This window comes from Streptomyces sp. NPDC028419, from assembly GCF_055565515.1.
In genome coordinates, this window is sequence record NZ_JBVHUE010000027.1 from 21,927 (window position 1) to 37,112 (window position 15,186).

Consider the following 15,186-nt stretch of genomic DNA (forward strand, 5'->3'; position numbering starts at 1 on the left):
ATGGCCCAGAACACGCGCACGGTCCCGGCGGGTACGCCGACCAACGTCACGCAGAAGCACAACAAGGGCGGCATCGGCGAGTCCACGCTGCGCCCCGACGGCACCCTCAAGGTGACCGGTGAGTTCGCGTACTCCTCGGACATGTGGCACGAGGACATGCTGTGGGGCCAGACGCTGCGCAGCACCGTCGCCCACGCCGAGATCGTCTCGATCGACATCTCCGAGGCCCTGGCGATGCCGGGCGTCTACTCGGTGCTGACCTACGACGACCTGCCCGCCGAGATGAAGAACTACGGCCTGGAGATCCAGGACACGCCGGTTCTCGCCAACGGCCGGGTACGCCACCACGGTGAGCCGGTCGCCCTCGTGGCCGCCGACCACCCGGAGACCGCCCGCCGCGCGGCCGCCAAGATCAAGATCGACTACAAGGAGCTGCCGCTCGTCACGGACGAGGCCTCCGCCCTCGCCCCCGGCGCGCCGCTGATCCACGAGGGTCGCGACGACCACCACATCGGTCACGTCCCGCACCCGAACATCGTGCACCGCCAGCCGATCATCCGCGGCAACGTGGAAGAGGCCCGCAAGCGCGCCGACGTCATCGTCGAGGGCGAGTACACCTTCGGCATGCAGGACCAGGCCTTCCTCGGCCCGGAGTCCGGTCTGGCCGTCCCGTCCGAGGACGGCGGCGTCGAGCTGTACGTCGCGACCCAGTGGCTGCACTCGGACCTCGGGCAGATCGCCCCGGTCCTGGGCCTGCCGCCGGAGAAGGTCCGCATGACGCTCTCGGGCGTCGGCGGTGCCTTCGGTGGCCGCGAGGACATCTCGATGCAGATCCACGCCTGCCTGCTGGCCCTGGCCACGAACAAGCCGGTCAAGATCGTCTACAACCGGTTCGAGTCCTTCTTCGGTCACGTGCACCGCCACCCGGCGAAGCTCTACTACGAGCACGGCGCGACCAAGGACGGCAAGCTCACGCACATGAAGTGCAAGATCGTCCTGGACGGCGGCGCGTACGCGTCCGCTTCCCCGGCGGTCGTGGGCAACGCGTCCTCCCTCTCGGTGGGTCCGTACGTCCTGGAGGACGTGGACATCGAGGCGATCGCGCTCTACACGAACAACCCGCCCTGTGGCGCGATGCGCGGCTTCGGCGCCGTCCAGGCCTGCTTCGCCTACGAGGCCCAGATGGACAAGCTCGCGGCGAAGCTGGGCATGGACCCGGTCGAGTTCCGCCAGCTGAACGCCATGGAGATGGGCACGGTCATGCCGACCGGCCAGGTCGTGGACGCGCCGGCGCCGGTCGCCGAGCTGCTGCGCCGGGTCAAGGCCCGCCCGCTGCCGCCCGAGCGCCAGTGGGAGACCGCGGGCGAGGGTGCGGACGTCCGCGCGCTGCCCGGTGGCCTCTCCAACACCACGCACGGCGAGAACGTCGTCCGCGGTGTCGGCTACGCGGTCGGCATCAAGAACGTCGGCTTCTCCGAGGGCTTCGACGACTACTCCACCGCCCGCGTGCGCCTGGAGGTCATCAACGGCGAGGCCGTCGCGATGGTCCACACGGCCATGGCGGAGGTCGGCCAGGGCGGCATCACCGTCCACGCGCAGATCGCCCGTACCGAGCTGGGCGTCACGCAGGTGACCATCCACCCGGCCGACACTCAGGTCGGCTCCGCCGGTTCCACGTCGGCCTCGCGGCAGACGTACATGACCGGTGGCGCCGTGAAGAACACCTGTGAGGCCGTCCGCGAGGCGCTCCTGGAGATCGGCCGTCGCAAGAACGGCTCCTTCCACCCCGCGTGGGCCACCGCCGAGCTGCTGCTCGAAGGCGGCAAGATCGTCACCGACGGCGGTGAGGTCCTCGCGGACATCGCCGAGATCCTCGAGGACGAGGCCATCGACCTCGAGCTCGAGTACCGTCACCACCCGACCGTCCCCTTCGACCTGGTCACCGGTCAGGGCAACGGGCACGTCCAGTACACCTTCGCCGCGCACCGCGCGGTGGTCGAGGTGGACACCGAGCTGGGTCTGGTCAAGGTCGTCGAACTCGCGACCGCGCAGGACGTCGGCAAGGCGCTGAACATGCTCTCGGTGGTCGGCCAGATCCAGGGTGGCACCACCCAGGGCCTCGGCGTGGCGATCATGGAAGAGATCATCGTGGACCCGAAGACCGCGAAGGTGCGCAACCCCTCCTTCACGGACTACCTGATCCCGACCATCCTCGACACCCCGACCATCCCGGTCGACGTCCTGGAGCTCGCCGACCCGAAGGCCCCCTACGGCCTGCGCGGCATGGGCGAGGCCCCGACCCTCTCGTCCACCCCGGCCGTCATCGCGGCGATCCGGCAGGCGACGGGTCTGGACATCAACAAGACCCCCATCCGTCCCGAGATGCTCACCGGAACCCTCTAGGGATTCCGGTCCCCCCGGGACCACGACTCTCCGGGCGGTGTGACGCGGGAACGTCACACTTGCCGGTCGCACCGCCCGGAGTACGAAGTACCGCACCGCTCGCGGTCCGCTTCAAAGGAAGTACCCGCAGTACCGGAAGTACCTGCAACACCTGAAATACCTGCAACACCTTTTGCACCACCTGTGACAGCAGTACCAGTGGTAACGAAGTAGCAGCAGTACAAAAGCAGCTCACTTGCTTCGTCTCGGGCCGTCCCCCGGGTCGTGCAGCCAAACGCACCATCCCAAATCCCGCGTCTCCAATCTTTTCTGCGGGTGCCCCTTTGAACCTTGGGAGTTAGGCACCATGACCCAGTCGTCTGTGGAGCCCAAGACCACCGCGGAAGAGGCCGGCGACGGCTCTCTCACCCCCGCCGGGCGTTCTTGGCTCGACCGGTACTTTCACATAACGCACCGCGGATCCACCGTCTCGCGAGAAGTGCGCGGCGGCGTCACCACCTTCATGGCGATGGCGTACATCCTCCTGCTCAACCCCCTGATCCTGTCGGGCAAGGACGTCGCGGGCGACACCCTGAGCCAGAAGGCCCTGATCACGGCCACGGCCTTCGCCGCCGCCCTGACCACCCTCCTGATGGGCTTCATCGGCAAGGTGCCGCTGGCCCTGGCCGCCGGCCTCTCCGTCTCCGGCGTGCTCTCCTCGCAGGTCGTGCCCCACATGACCTGGCCGCAGGCCATGGGCATGTGCGTCATGTACGGCGTGGTGATCTGTCTCCTGGTCGTCACCGGCCTCCGCGAGATGATCATGAACGCGATCCCCCTCGCGCTCAAGCACGCCATCACCATGGGCATCGGCATGTTCGTCGCCCTCATCGGCCTCGTGAAGGCCGGCTTCGTGGGCCACGGCTCCGAATTCGGTCCCCCCGTGAGCCTGGGTGCCACCGGCGAGCTCGCCGGTTGGCCCGTCCTGATCTTCGCCGTGACCCTGCTCACCATCTTCATGCTGCAGGCACGCAAGGTTCCCGGTGCGATCCTGATCGGCATCGTCTCCGGAACCGTCATCGCCGTCATCCTCAACGCCGTGGCGGACATCGACCCCAAGGCCTGGCGCAGCGGCGCCCCGGAGCTCACCGGCTCCGCGGTCTCCATGCCCGACTTCTCGCTCTTCGGCAAGGTCGAGTTCGGCGGCTGGGGCGACGTCGGCGTGATGACGGTCGGCATGATCGTCTTCACCCTGGTGCTGGCCGGCTTCTTCGACGCGATGGCCACCATCATCGGCGTCGGCACCGAGGCCAAGCTCGCCGACGACAAGGGCCGCATGCCGGGCCTGTCCAAGGCGCTCTTCATCGACGGTGCCGGTGGCGCCATCGGCGGCATCGCGGGCGGCTCCGGCCAGACCGTGTTCGTCGAGTCCGCGACCGGCGTCGGCGAGGGTGCCCGTACGGGCTTCGCCTCCGTCATCTCGGGTCTGCTCTTCGCAGCCTGCCTCTTCTTCACCCCGATCACCCAGATCGTCCCCGGTGAGGTCGCCTCGGCCGCGCTGGTGGTCATCGGCGCGATGATGATGCAGAACGCCCGCCACGTGGACTGGTCCGACACGGCCACCGCCATCCCGGTCTTCCTGACCGTCGTGCTCATGCCCTTCACGTACTCGATCACCGCTGGTGTCGCCGCCGGTGTCATCTCGTTCGTGGCCATCAAGGTGGCCCAGGGCAAGGCCCGCGAGATCGGTGGCTTCATGTGGGCGCTGACGGTGATCTTCGTGGTCTTCTACGCGCTCCACCCGATCGAGGGCTGGCTCGGCGTCAGCTGAGCCGTCCCGATCCGACGCACGACTCCTGAACCCTCCACGCAATCCCGTCACCGGAAACCGAACCTCCGAGGAGGCCGCAATGCTGGACATCGCCGAAGAACTGAGTCGGTGGGTCGAGCAGGGACGCGATTTCGCCGTCGCCACGGTCGTGGCGGTCGGCGGCAGCGCGCCCCGGCAGCCCGGAGCGGCCCTCGCCGTCGACAGCGAGGGCACCGCGATCGGTTCGGTCTCCGGCGGGTGCGTGGAGGGCGCGGTGTACGAGCTGTGCCAGCAGGCCCTCGAAGACGGCGAAACCGTCCAGGAGCGCTTCGGCTACAGCGACGACGATGCCTTCGCCGTTGGCCTGACCTGCGGCGGAATCATCGACATCCTGGTCACCCCGGTCCCCGTGAACTCCCCGGCCCGCGCCGTCTTCGAGGCCGCGCTGGCCGCCGCCGCCCGGGGCGAGGCGGCCGCGATCGCCCGGATCACCGACGGTCCCGCCGAGCTGATGGGCCGGGCGATCCTGGTCCGCTCCGAGGGCCCGTACGAAGGGGGCCTCGGCGGACACCCCGAGCTGGACCGCACGGTGGCCGAAGAGGCCCGCGCGATGCTGGACGCGGGTCGGACCGCGACCCTGGAAATGGGCGCCGACGGGCGGCTCTGCGGCCGCCCCATCACCGTCCTGGTCGAGTCGAGCGTGCCGCCGCCGCGGATGATCGTGTTCGGTGCCATCGACTTCGCCTCCGCGCTGGTGCGGGTGGGCAAGTTCCTCGGCTACCACGTCACGGTCTGCGACGCGCGGCCGGTGTTCGCGACGAAGAATCGTTTCCCCGAGGCGGACGAGATCGTGGTCGACTGGCCGCACCGGTACTTGGCGGCCACCTCGGTGGACGCCCGTACCGTCCTGTGCGTGCTGACGCACGACGCCAAGTTCGACGTGCCGCTGCTCGAACTGGCCCTGAAGCTCCCAGTGGCCTACGTCGGCGCGATGGGATCGCGCCGCACGCACGAGGACCGCAACGCCCGGCTGCGCGAGGTCGGCGTCACCGAGCTGGAGCTGGCGCGGCTGCGCTCGCCCATCGGCCTCGACCTGGGCGCCCGTTCCCCGGAAGAGACGGCCCTGTCCATCGCCGCCGAGGTCGTCGCCAGTCGGCGCGGCGGCAGCGGACGCGCCCTCACTGGCGCGCACACCCCGATCCACCACGACAACTCGGCCACCGTCGTCGGCCGGATAGGCGTCGTCGCTTGAAGCGGTGAGGACGGATCCACGAACTGAGCGGAGGACGTGACCCCACGGGGGTTGCGTCCTCTTGCCGTTCCCCCTATTTTACCCGCCGGTAACAGCGCCTTCCCGCAACGGAGTTGAGCGAATGTCCCGGACCTCCTCGGTACGCGTCCTGTCGGCCGTCTGCGCCCTGGCCGCGGCCCTGCTCGCGGCGGGCCCGGCGCCCGCGGCCGCCACCGCCACGGTCACCACCACCGCCACGCTCCCCGCCACGGCCGACCCCGCCCTGCGGGAGGTCCTCTTCGTCGGGAACAACTGGGAGGGGACCGCCGACGTGCTCGCCTCCACCGGGGCGCTCGGCAGGATCGGCCGGATCAACGTGATCCCGGACAAGGAGGAGCGGCTCCGGGAGATCTACCTCAACCCGGTCAAGCTCGGCTTCTTCCTGGGGATCCGCAACACCGCGGGCGAGGGCCACGACCAGTTCGTGGACGACATGTACACCACCCCGGACGGCAGCGCCGTCGTCGTCTCCCGCCCCAGCTTCGCCGACGTCGTCTCCGTCGACGTGCGGACGGGCCGGATCAACTGGCGTTTCCCGGTCGAGGGCTACCGGGCCGACCACATGGCGGTGTCGCCGGACGGGTCCCGGGTCGCGGTCTCCGCCTCCACCGCCAACACCGTGCACGTCCTGGACATCGCCACGGGACGCCAGCTCGGCTCCTTCGGCACCGGCGACAAACCGCACGAGAACACCTTCACCCACGACGGCCGGTACCTCTGGAACAGCTCCATCGGGGACGTGACCTCCGCGCTGGACGCGCCCTGGCTGGACTGGACGAAGGGCGACCGGAAGATCACGGTCGTCGACGCGCAGACCTTCCGCACCGTCCGCGTGATCGACATGCGCGCGCGGCTCGACGCCTTCGGCCGCTCGGACCTCTCCGACGCGGTCCGCCCCGTGTCCTTCAGCCCCGACGAGTCGAAGCTCTACTTCCAGGTGTCCTTCTTCAACGGCTTCCTGGAGTACGACGTGGCCACCGACCGGATCACCCGGATCAAGACCCTCCCCGTGAACCCGGCCACCAACGGCGACCGCACGACCTGGGTCAACGACTCCCGCCACCACGGCATGTCGATGAGCCCCGACGGCGCCAAGCTCTGCATCGCCGGGACCATGGACGACTACGCGACGGTCGTGGACCGGGCGACCCTCGCCGAAGGCCCCTTGATCCCTGCCGACAAGCCGTACTGGGCCACGGTCGACGGGGACGGGACGGGCTGCGTGATCTCCGAGAGCGGCGCCGACCGGATCACGGCCATCGACTTCGCCACCGGGGCCAAGCGGGTCTCCGTCCCGGTCGGGGACCATCCGCAGCGCGTCCGGCTCGGTCACGTCCCGGCGCTCTGGACGGGCCCGGCCGCGCACTGACCGGCGCGGTCCGGTACTGACCGGCCCGAACGGCGCGAACCCACACGGGTTGCTCCGTTCCGCCGCCCGGGTAACGGCGCTTGACCCGGGCGGCGCGGCTGCGCGAGCGTCGTGGGGCATGCGCCACCGACACCTCGCCCGTACGGGCCTGCTCGTCGCCGTCCTCGCCGCGCTCACCGCACCGGCGGCCGCGGCCACTTCGTACGGCCCGTCCCCATCGCCCCCGCTCGGGCCGGCCCGGGCCGCCTCCGGCTCGGGCCGGCCGCTCTTCGCACCCGCCGCCGACCCCGGGGCCGCCCGCCAGGCCCGGGAGCTGATCGCCGCCGGGCACCCGCGGGAGGCGGCCGGGATCACCGCGATGGCCGCCACCCCGCACGCCGTCTGGCTCGGCGACCAGAGTCCCGCCCGCGCGGAGGCCGAGGCGCGGGCCGTGACCACGGAAGCCGCCCGGCAGGGCGCGCTGCCCGTGCTGGCGCTCTACAACGTGCCGGGCCGGGACTGCTCCCAGTACTCCGCGGGCGGCGCCGCCGACAGCGCGGCCTACCGGGCCTGGATCGACGCGGTCGTCCGCGGGATCGAGGACCGTCCGGTGAGCGTGGTCCTGGAGCCCGATTCCCTCGCCCTGTTGCCCCGCGAGTGCGCACCGGCCGCCGGCGGCGCGGGCGCGGGACCGGCCGACGAGCCGGGCCGGACCCGGACCGCCGCCCGCTACGCGGAGATCGGGTACGCGGTCCGGGCCCTGGCGGCCGGGCCCGCCACCGACGTGTACCTCGACACGGGACACGCCGCCTGGCACACCGTCAACACCATCGTGCCCAGGCTCCGTCAGGCGGGCATCGCCGGCGCCACCGGCTTCGCCGTCAACGTCTCCAACTACCACTCCGACGAGGCCGGCAGCTGGTTCGCCACCCTCGTCTCGGCCTGCCTGGTCCACGCCGAGGCCGGCGGTCGCGTCGCCGACTGCCCCGACCAGTGGCGCCCGCGCGCCGAGGCCCGGGCCTGGCTCGCCGCGCACCTCGACGCCACCGCCCGGGCCCGCATGAAGCACTACGTCAGCGACACCAGCCGCAACGGCCGGGGCGCCTGGACCGCCCCCGCGGGCAAGTACCGGGAGCCGCAGGAGTGGTGCAACCCGCCCGGCCGGGGCCTCGGCGCCCGCCCGACCACGGACACCGGTGACCCACTGGAGGACGCCCGGCTCTGGATCAAGACACCCGGCGCGTCCGACGGGAACTGCCTGCGCGGCACCGCGGGTCCGCTCGACCCCGAGCGCGGGGTCGTGGATCCCAAGGCGGGGGACTGGTTCCCGGACCAGGCGCTCGAACTCGTCAGGCAGGCGAATCCAGCCATTTTGAGGTGACCAGTCCGCAATGAGCGATTAGTCTCCCGATCATGGTGGACATGCGTGCGGAGCGGAGCGGAGACAAGTCGGTGGAGATTCGTGAGGTGCCCGAGGCGGATCTCGACCGCGCCCTGGAACTCGCGTACATGGTCTTCCACGACCGCCCCGAGAAGGAGGTGCGCGAGCACCATCACACGATGCTGCTCGGCTGCGAGCGGCTCGCCGCCTACGACGGGGACGTGCTGGTCGGCTTCATGGCCGCGCACGACTTCCGGCTCTCGGTGCCCGGGGCGGACCTGCCCTGCCCCGGACTCACCTTCGTCTCCGTCGCCCCCACCCACCGGCGCCGCGGCGTCCTGACCGCGCTGATGGAGGAGATGCTGCGCCGCACGGCCGCCGCGGGGCGGCCCGTCGCCGCCCTGTGGGCCTCCGAATCCCTCATCTACGGCCGCTTCGGCTTCGGCTCGGCGACCCGCGGCGCCACCATCGAGATCGACTCCACCCGCCCGCTCGCCCTGCGCCTCACCCCCGACGGGCGCCCGCTGCGCCTGATCGACCCGGCCGACGCCCCGGCCGTCCTCGGCCCCTACCACGAGGCTTCCCGGGTCGCGCGGGCCGGCCGCCCGACCCGCGACGCCTACCGCTGGCGCGAGGAGTGGCTGCGGGAGGAGGACGAGGAGGACGCGGAGCTGAGCCCGCCGCGGATCATCGCGGTGGGGGAGGCGGGGCACCCCCTCGCCGGCTACGTCCTCTACCGCACGAAGCCGGAGGACGACAGCGGCCCCCTCAAGGTCCCCGGGCTGGTCCAGGTCTACGAACTGGAAGCGGACACCCCGGCCGTGGCCGCCGCCCTGTGGAGCTGCCTGGCCGCCCTGGACCTGACCGGCAAGGTGGTCGCCTGGGGCCGCCCGGCCGACGACCCGCTGCTGCACTTCGCCGCCGACCGCGACCAGGTGCGGGTGACCGGCGAGTTCCCGGCGCTGTGGCTGCGGCTCGTCGACGTACGGGCGGCGCTGACCGCCCGTAGCTGGGCGGCGCCGGTCGACCTGGTGCTGGAGGTGGCCGACGTACGCCTGCCCGCCAACGCGGGCCGGTTCCGACTGGCGGCCGGGCCGGACGGGACGACGTACGAGGCCACCGGTGCGACCGCGGACCTGTCGCTCGACGTCCGCGACCTGGCGGCCTGCTACCTCGGCGGGACCCGGGTCGTGGAACTGGTCTGCGCGGGGCTCGCCGAGGAGCGGACGCCGGGCGCGGCGGCGGCCCTGGACGACGCCCTGCGCACCCGGTTGCTGCCGCACACCGCCGACGAGTTCTAGCGCCCTCGGGGCTCGGGGCTCAGGAGGACGGGGCGGTCCTGAGCGCGTCGATCGCCCTGATCGCCGACATCCCGAAGTCCGGTCCCCACACGGGGAGTCCGGTGGTGAATGCCGGCACCCCCTCCTCCGCCACCGGGCGGTTCAGGTCCTCCTCGCGGTAACGCCGGGTCTTGTCGTGCCAGTTCAAGATGCCCGCGAGCCAGTCCTCCAGCTCGCGGACGTAGCCGTCGAGCCCGGCCCGGGCCTGGCGGTCGAGCTTCCAGTCGTCGTAGAGGACCGGCAGCTGGGTCCGCGCGATGTGCTCGAACTCCTCGGTGCGTTGGGTCTGGAGCGCGTGGCAGATGTGCAGCGCCTTGGCGTAGTCGATGTCGAAGAAGTTCCGGGTGACGAGCACGTGGTTGTGCACCTCGCCCTCGACCTCGATCTCCTTCTGGTACGAGAAGATGTCGTTCATCAGGCACGCGGCGTCGGCGGCGGCGTTCTCCAGGGAGCGGATGGTCCCGGAGCGGTAGATCTCGTCGGGGATGCCGCGTCCGGCCTGCCCCAGCCGGCACAGGTACATCGTCAGGTTGCTGCCGAAGGTGGCGCGGCGCATCTCGGCGTAGTCGACGGGGTCCGGGATCCGGTTCAGGATCTGGTTCTCCACCTCCCACAGCCAGCTCTCCAGCATGTCGACGAGCGTGGCCCGGAATTCGCCGCGCACGACCCGGTCCATATCGGCCGCGGTGCGCTGCCACAGGTCGGCGAGCCCGCGCTCCATGGCCGTCACCGGCACCAGCGCGTCGGCGGGATCCACCGGGATCATCCCGATCAGCCGGGCCGTGGTCATCTTGGCTGCGGTCAGGTTCTTCGGCTGCGCGAAGGCGACGGGGTAGTAGTCGTCCGCGTACGTCCCCCAGCTCAGCCAGCACGCGTTGAGGGCGAGGGCTTCGGGCGTCGCGTCCGGGTCGATTCCGGCCGAGCAGAGGGCGAAGTCGTAGCCCCTGAGCTTCTGTTCCGACCAGATCGCCGAGGCGGGGTCGCCCGGCTGCGGGTCGAGCAGGCCCATCCGGCCGCACCACGCCACCGACTCCTCCAGGGCGTGGCCGTGATGGGGGCTCAGCTCCAGGGCGAAGGGCATGTGGAAGTCCGGGACCACGGACGGCCCGGTGCGCTCGAAGGGGACATGGGTGAAGCTGCGGCGGCGCAGCTCCATGGCGCGCGGCGCCAGCACCGACCGCACGTCGATCGCGGTGGTGCCGAGCCCGGAGGGGAGGAAGGGCAGGGTGAGGGCGGCGGTGGAGCGCGCCTCCTTGTTCATGTAGCGGCTGGAGACCATGTGCCACTCGTGGCCGCCGGACTGCCAGTCCTGCAGGCCCTTCGTGTAGGCGAGGACCGCCGCGATCTCGGCGGGATCCATGGCGTGGTCGGCGAAGAGCTGGGGGAGTTCGGTGAGCGCGGTGTGCTCGAACTGCTGGAGCCGGGAGGTGAGCAGGTCGTTGGAGGCCTCGGCCGCCTCCTGGGTGCCGCACTCCAGGAAGGTCTCCAGGACGAGCACGGCGTTGGAGAGTTCGCCCTCGTCGGCGACCTCGCGCTGATAGCTGAAGATGTCGTTCCGGATGTGCACGGCGTCCGAGAAGGCGTCGCGCAGCACCTTGAGCGGGCGCGAGTGCGCGATCCGGGCGGGCACCTCGGCGGACACGTACTCGATCAGGCCCGCGGACCAGGGGGCGCCGCCGACCTTGCGGCGCATCTCGATGTACTCCAGCGGGTTCGCGATCCGCCCGATGTTGATGTTGGCGAGCTCCCACATCGACTCGTTGAGCAGGTTCTTCGTGCTCAAGGAGAACCGTTCCCGCCAGTCCGTCGACATGTGGGGGACCGTCCGCGCCCAGAGGTCGGCGAGGCCGGCCTCCACCGGGTTCGTCGCCTGCGGGAAACCGTCGGCCAGGTCCATGGGCATGAAGGCGGCGAGCCGGTCCAGGTACTCCTTGGCGCCGTCGCGGTCCTGGGAGCGCTTGAACATTTCGAGGAAGTGGTCGTCGAAGAAGAAGACCCAGACGTACCAGTCGGTGACGAGGGAGAGGGCCTCGCTGTCGCAGTCGGGGTGGGTGTAGGAGCAGAGCAGCGCGTAATCGTGCGAGTCGAGGTCGTGTTCCTCCCAGACCCCGGACCCCTCCAGCATCTCCAGGTCGCGCGCCCACCGCTTGGTGTGGGCGCGGGCCGATTCGAGGTGGGGGTTCAGGCGCGCCGGGTACGGCACGTAGAAGTCGGGCAGTTGGAACGGCTGCGTCACGGGAGGGTCGGCCTTTCGTCGGGGGCGCGGGGGGCAGGCCCACGCGCGCCCCCCGCACGAGATCAGCACGGTTCTACCCGGGGCGCGGGTAGGACAATGGGGAGTTCACTTCATCAGGTGACGCGGGGCCGTTCGGCAGCGCGCCGGGGCGGGAATGTGATGGAGATCGGCGCGCGGACTTGGCAGAGTGCACCCATGATCCGACGATGGCGGTTCGGGGGCCGGTCGGCTCCGGGCGCCGCGGGTCCAGGGGGAAGGAAGACCGGATGCGACAGCCGTTCCGCGGGACCGCCAGGGCGGTGTGCCTGACCGGGCTCGTCCTGCTCGGCGCGCTCGGTCCTGCGGGCCCGGTGAGCCCGGTGGGCCTCGTGGGGTCCGCCCGGGCCGCATCGTCCGCTCCGGCGCCCTCGCCGTCGTCCTCGTCCGCGCCGTCGTCCGCGCCCCCGTCCTCACCGGCCGCCACGGCGCCCGCCGGGCCCCAGTTGGGCTTCTCCGGGCCCTCCCAACTCGTCGAGACGGGCGGCCCGATCTGGATCGGCGTCGCCGGCATGCCCGAGGGCTGGACGGAGGCGGTCGCCTCCTCGCCCGCGCTGGCCGAGCCGGTCCCCCTCGTCCCCGAGCCGCCGGGGCTGCCCGGCGGCCAGCCGGGAAACGGACGGCCCGCCGACCCGGCGCACACCTACCTCGTCCGCGCGGACATCGCCCCCGGGACCTACACCGTCACCCTGACCAGTGGGGGCCGTACGGTCGTGACCGCCCCGCTGACGGTCGTCGCGCCGGGCTCGGCGTCCATCACCCGCTTCGTCCTCGGCCCGCGGGAGGAGTTCCTGGGCGGCGACGCGTCGGTCGCCGTCCGTCCGGGGGCCGAGGCCGTGGTGGTCCTGACCGACTACCGGCCCGCGGACGGCGAGAACTCCCTGCTGGTCAAGTCGCCGGTGTTCGAGCGGCCGTTGAAGATCGTGCGCGACGGTCCGGACGATCCGGGCTGCAAGTGCGACGACGGCGGCACCGTCTTCTCGGGGCACGCCCGCGTCCGCCACGGCGTGCGACCGGGCACCTACGACATGACCGTGGTCAGCCACCACGGCAAGGAGACCACCACCCGGCAGGTGACCATCGCCGGTGAGCCGGTGACGGACCCGAAGCCCTGGTTGATCGGTGGTGGCGCCGCCGTACTGCTCGCCCTCGCCGTGGTGGTCCGCACGGTGATCGTGCGGCGCCGCCGCCGGGAAGCGCACCGGGCGTAACGCCGCCCGCCCCCGCCGACCCGCTCCCACCGCCCGGCCTCCGCCGCGATCGGAGCTGTCATGCCCCTGACCATTTTTCCTCGTACCGTGTCCCGCTTCGTGAATCCGGAAAGTGAACCTTGCGCACCTCCCCCACCCCATCCGATCGAATACGCCGCATCGGCGTCTCGGTGGTCGCCGCCGCGCTGATCCTGGCGAGCGGCGGCTTCGTCGCCCGGGCCGAGCCCGCGGCCACCGCGGCCCCGACGCCCTCGGCGGCGGCCTCCGCCTCCCCGACGCGCACGCCCGCGCGCCCGCAGGCGCCCGCGCCCCGGACCTCCGCTTCCCCCGCGCCGAGCCCCTCGACCAGCGTCTCGCCCAGAGCGTCGTCCAGCCCCTCGCCGAGCGGATCCCCGACGTCGGCCTCCGTGACCTGGACGGACGCGGACGCCGTCAGGTTCTGGACGCGCGAGCGCATGGCCTCGGCCGTCGACCCGGCCCGGCCCGCCGTACCCCCGGCCGCCCGCACCGCGCCCTCCCCGGCGCCCAAGGCGCCCAAGCTGCCCAAGCCGGGCGCCTTGTCGGCGGCCGCCTCGATGCCGACCGCGGAACACATCCTCGGGCCCAAGTCCGTCGGCATCCTGTTCAGTTACGACGCCGATCCGGACACCGGCGAGATGCGCGCGCACGGCTGCTCGGCCAGTGTCGTGGACAGTCCGGGCCGCAACCTGATCCTCACCGCGGGGCACTGCGCCTTCGGCGGCGCGGTGGTCTTCGTCCCCTGGTACCGCAGCGAGTACGCCCTGGACAAGCAGACCTACGGCTTCTACCGGGTCGCGGATTTCTTCCGGGACAACCGCTACGTCAAGAACAGCCTGGCCGCGGACTCCGACCTGGACTTCGCCTTCGCCCGGCTCCAGCCGTCCTCGGCCGGCAAGAACGCCCAGGACGTGGTGGGCGGCAACACGCTCGTCCGCACTCCCGGATACATCAACGACGTCACCATCGTCGGATACCCCTCCAGCCACAACCCCGAGGACCACGCGGTGCGTTGCCCGGTCCGCACCGAGTGGCTGCCGGGCTTCTACCAGATCCAGGCCAGGTGCGCCGGGATGTGGGACGGGGTCTCGGGCGGACCCTGGTTCTCGAAGATCGACTGGACCTCGGGCGTCGGTGAGATCATCGGCAACGTCGGCGGCTTCAACGGCGGCGGTCCGAAGGTCGGCAAGGACGACCCGGCCTACAACGAGAACTCCTACAGCCCCGTGCACGGCGACTGGTTCTTCCGCCTCTACGACGAGGCCAAGAAGGGCCAGCACATCAACCGCGCCGGTGGCTACCAACAGCCCGCGCTGCCCTACTCCATGGGCAACGGCGAGACCTGGTCGCACGCCCGGCTGCTGGCCTCCGGCGAGTACACCGGGGACGGCAAGGGCGACCTCGTCGTGGTGTGGACCGACGGCGAGGTGACGCTCTACACCGGTGACGGCACCGGCGGCTTCGCCGGCGAACGCCGGCTCGCCGCTCCCGGACCGACCTGGCAGGGCGTCAAATCCCTGACCGGCGGCGACTTCTCCGGCGGCAGCGGCTACGACCTGCTGGCCGTCTGGAGCAACGGCGAGGTGCGGATCCTGCCCGACATCGGCGCGAACGGCGTGGGCGGCGGCATCAAGCTGGCCGACGCCGGCTCCGTGTGGAGCCACGCCGACCAGATCGCGGCGGGCAACTTCGGCACCGCGAACAACGTGAGCGACCTGCTGGTGCGCTGGAGCGACGGCGAACTCACCGACTACACCGCCGTCGGTGACCGGGGCTTCGGCGTCGAGCACCAGCTGCTGGCCGCGAACGACAACTGGAAGCAGGCCACCTTGGTGACCGCGGGCGACTTCACCGGCGGCGCCAACTGGGACACCCTGGTGCGCTGGTCGGACGGTCGGGTCTCGCAGTTCCAGGAGACCGGACCCGGCGGCATCGGAAACGAGATCCAGATGGCTCCGCCGCAGAGCATCTGGACCCACGACGTCGTGATGACGGCGGGCAGCTACGACTCCAACGGCTGGGCCGACGACCTGCTCATCCGCTGGTCGGACGGCGAGACCACCATGTACGCCCACACCGGCGCCGCCTTCGGCGCCGAACGGACCCTGGTCACCCCGAAGTAGCACGGCTCGT

9 protein-coding genes are annotated in these 15,186 nt (G+C 71.3%); 8 read left to right on the forward strand and 1 reads right to left on the reverse strand.

What is annotated here, in order from left to right:
* The 6 genes from pucD to ACZ4UB_RS27780 all read left to right on the forward strand — a co-directional run bounded on the left by pucD (position 1) and on the right by ACZ4UB_RS27780 (position 9,513).
* Complete coding sequence (pucD, locus tag ACZ4UB_RS27755) at positions 1-2,403, forward strand: xanthine dehydrogenase subunit D (RefSeq protein WP_385775830.1); 2,403 nt, start codon at positions 1-3, stop codon at positions 2,401-2,403.
* 346 nt (positions 2,404-2,749) lie between these two features.
* Positions 2,750-4,213, forward strand: a complete 1,464-nt coding sequence (locus ACZ4UB_RS27760) for an NCS2 family permease (RefSeq protein ID WP_354379270.1) — start codon at positions 2,750-2,752, stop codon at positions 4,211-4,213.
* A 79-nt stretch (positions 4,214-4,292) separates the two neighbouring features.
* Positions 4,293-5,444: an XdhC family protein gene (locus tag ACZ4UB_RS27765; RefSeq protein ID WP_468074202.1), complete on the forward strand. Its 1,152-nt coding sequence runs from the start codon at positions 4,293-4,295 to the stop codon at positions 5,442-5,444.
* Between the two features lie 121 nt (positions 5,445-5,565).
* A complete protein-coding gene (locus tag ACZ4UB_RS27770; RefSeq protein ID WP_468074203.1) occupies positions 5,566-6,852 on the forward strand; it encodes a YncE family protein in 1,287 nt (428 codons plus the stop codon).
* Positions 6,853-6,970: 118 nt separating this feature from the next.
* Positions 6,971-8,212 carry a glycoside hydrolase family 6 protein gene (locus ACZ4UB_RS27775; RefSeq protein WP_468074205.1) on the forward strand — a complete coding sequence of 414 codons (1,242 nt, stop codon included), beginning with the start codon at positions 6,971-6,973 and terminating at the stop codon, positions 8,210-8,212.
* 32 nt (positions 8,213-8,244) lie between these two features.
* Positions 8,245-9,513 (forward strand): GNAT family N-acetyltransferase, encoded by a 1,269-nt coding sequence (locus ACZ4UB_RS27780; protein WP_468074207.1) that lies wholly within the window; start codon positions 8,245-8,247, stop codon positions 9,511-9,513.
* Between the two features lie 19 nt (positions 9,514-9,532).
* On the opposite strand, the gene ACZ4UB_RS27785 is transcribed toward ACZ4UB_RS27780, so the two are convergent.
* Complete coding sequence (locus ACZ4UB_RS27785) at positions 9,533-11,788, reverse strand: terpene synthase family protein (protein WP_468074209.1); 2,256 nt, start codon at positions 11,786-11,788, stop codon at positions 9,533-9,535.
* Positions 11,789-12,054: 266 nt separating this feature from the next.
* Between ACZ4UB_RS27785 and ACZ4UB_RS27790 the strand changes: the two genes are divergently transcribed.
* Positions 12,055-13,035, forward strand: coding sequence for a hypothetical protein (locus ACZ4UB_RS27790; RefSeq protein WP_468074211.1), 981 nt, complete (start codon positions 12,055-12,057; stop codon positions 13,033-13,035).
* 119 nt (positions 13,036-13,154) lie between these two features.
* Positions 13,155-15,176 (forward strand): trypsin-like serine peptidase, encoded by a 2,022-nt coding sequence (locus ACZ4UB_RS27795; protein WP_468074213.1) that lies wholly within the window; start codon positions 13,155-13,157, stop codon positions 15,174-15,176.
* Positions 15,177-15,186 lie beyond the last annotated feature (10 nt).

Coding starts and splice junctions, on each gene's coding strand:
- ACZ4UB_RS27790 (WP_468074211.1), top strand. CDS start 12,055: ATGCGACAGCCGTTCCGCGGGACCGCCAGGGCGGTGTGCCTGACCGGG.
- ACZ4UB_RS27775 (WP_468074205.1), top strand. CDS start 6,971: ATGCGCCACCGACACCTCGCCCGTACGGGCCTGCTCGTCGCCGTCCTC.
- ACZ4UB_RS27760 (WP_354379270.1), top strand. CDS start 2,750: ATGACCCAGTCGTCTGTGGAGCCCAAGACCACCGCGGAAGAGGCCGGC.
- ACZ4UB_RS27765 (WP_468074202.1), top strand. CDS start 4,293: ATGCTGGACATCGCCGAAGAACTGAGTCGGTGGGTCGAGCAGGGACGC.
- pucD (WP_385775830.1), top strand. CDS start 1: ATGGCCCAGAACACGCGCACGGTCCCGGCGGGTACGCCGACCAACGTC.
- ACZ4UB_RS27770 (WP_468074203.1), top strand. CDS start 5,566: ATGTCCCGGACCTCCTCGGTACGCGTCCTGTCGGCCGTCTGCGCCCTG.
- ACZ4UB_RS27780 (WP_468074207.1), top strand. CDS start 8,245: ATGGTGGACATGCGTGCGGAGCGGAGCGGAGACAAGTCGGTGGAGATT.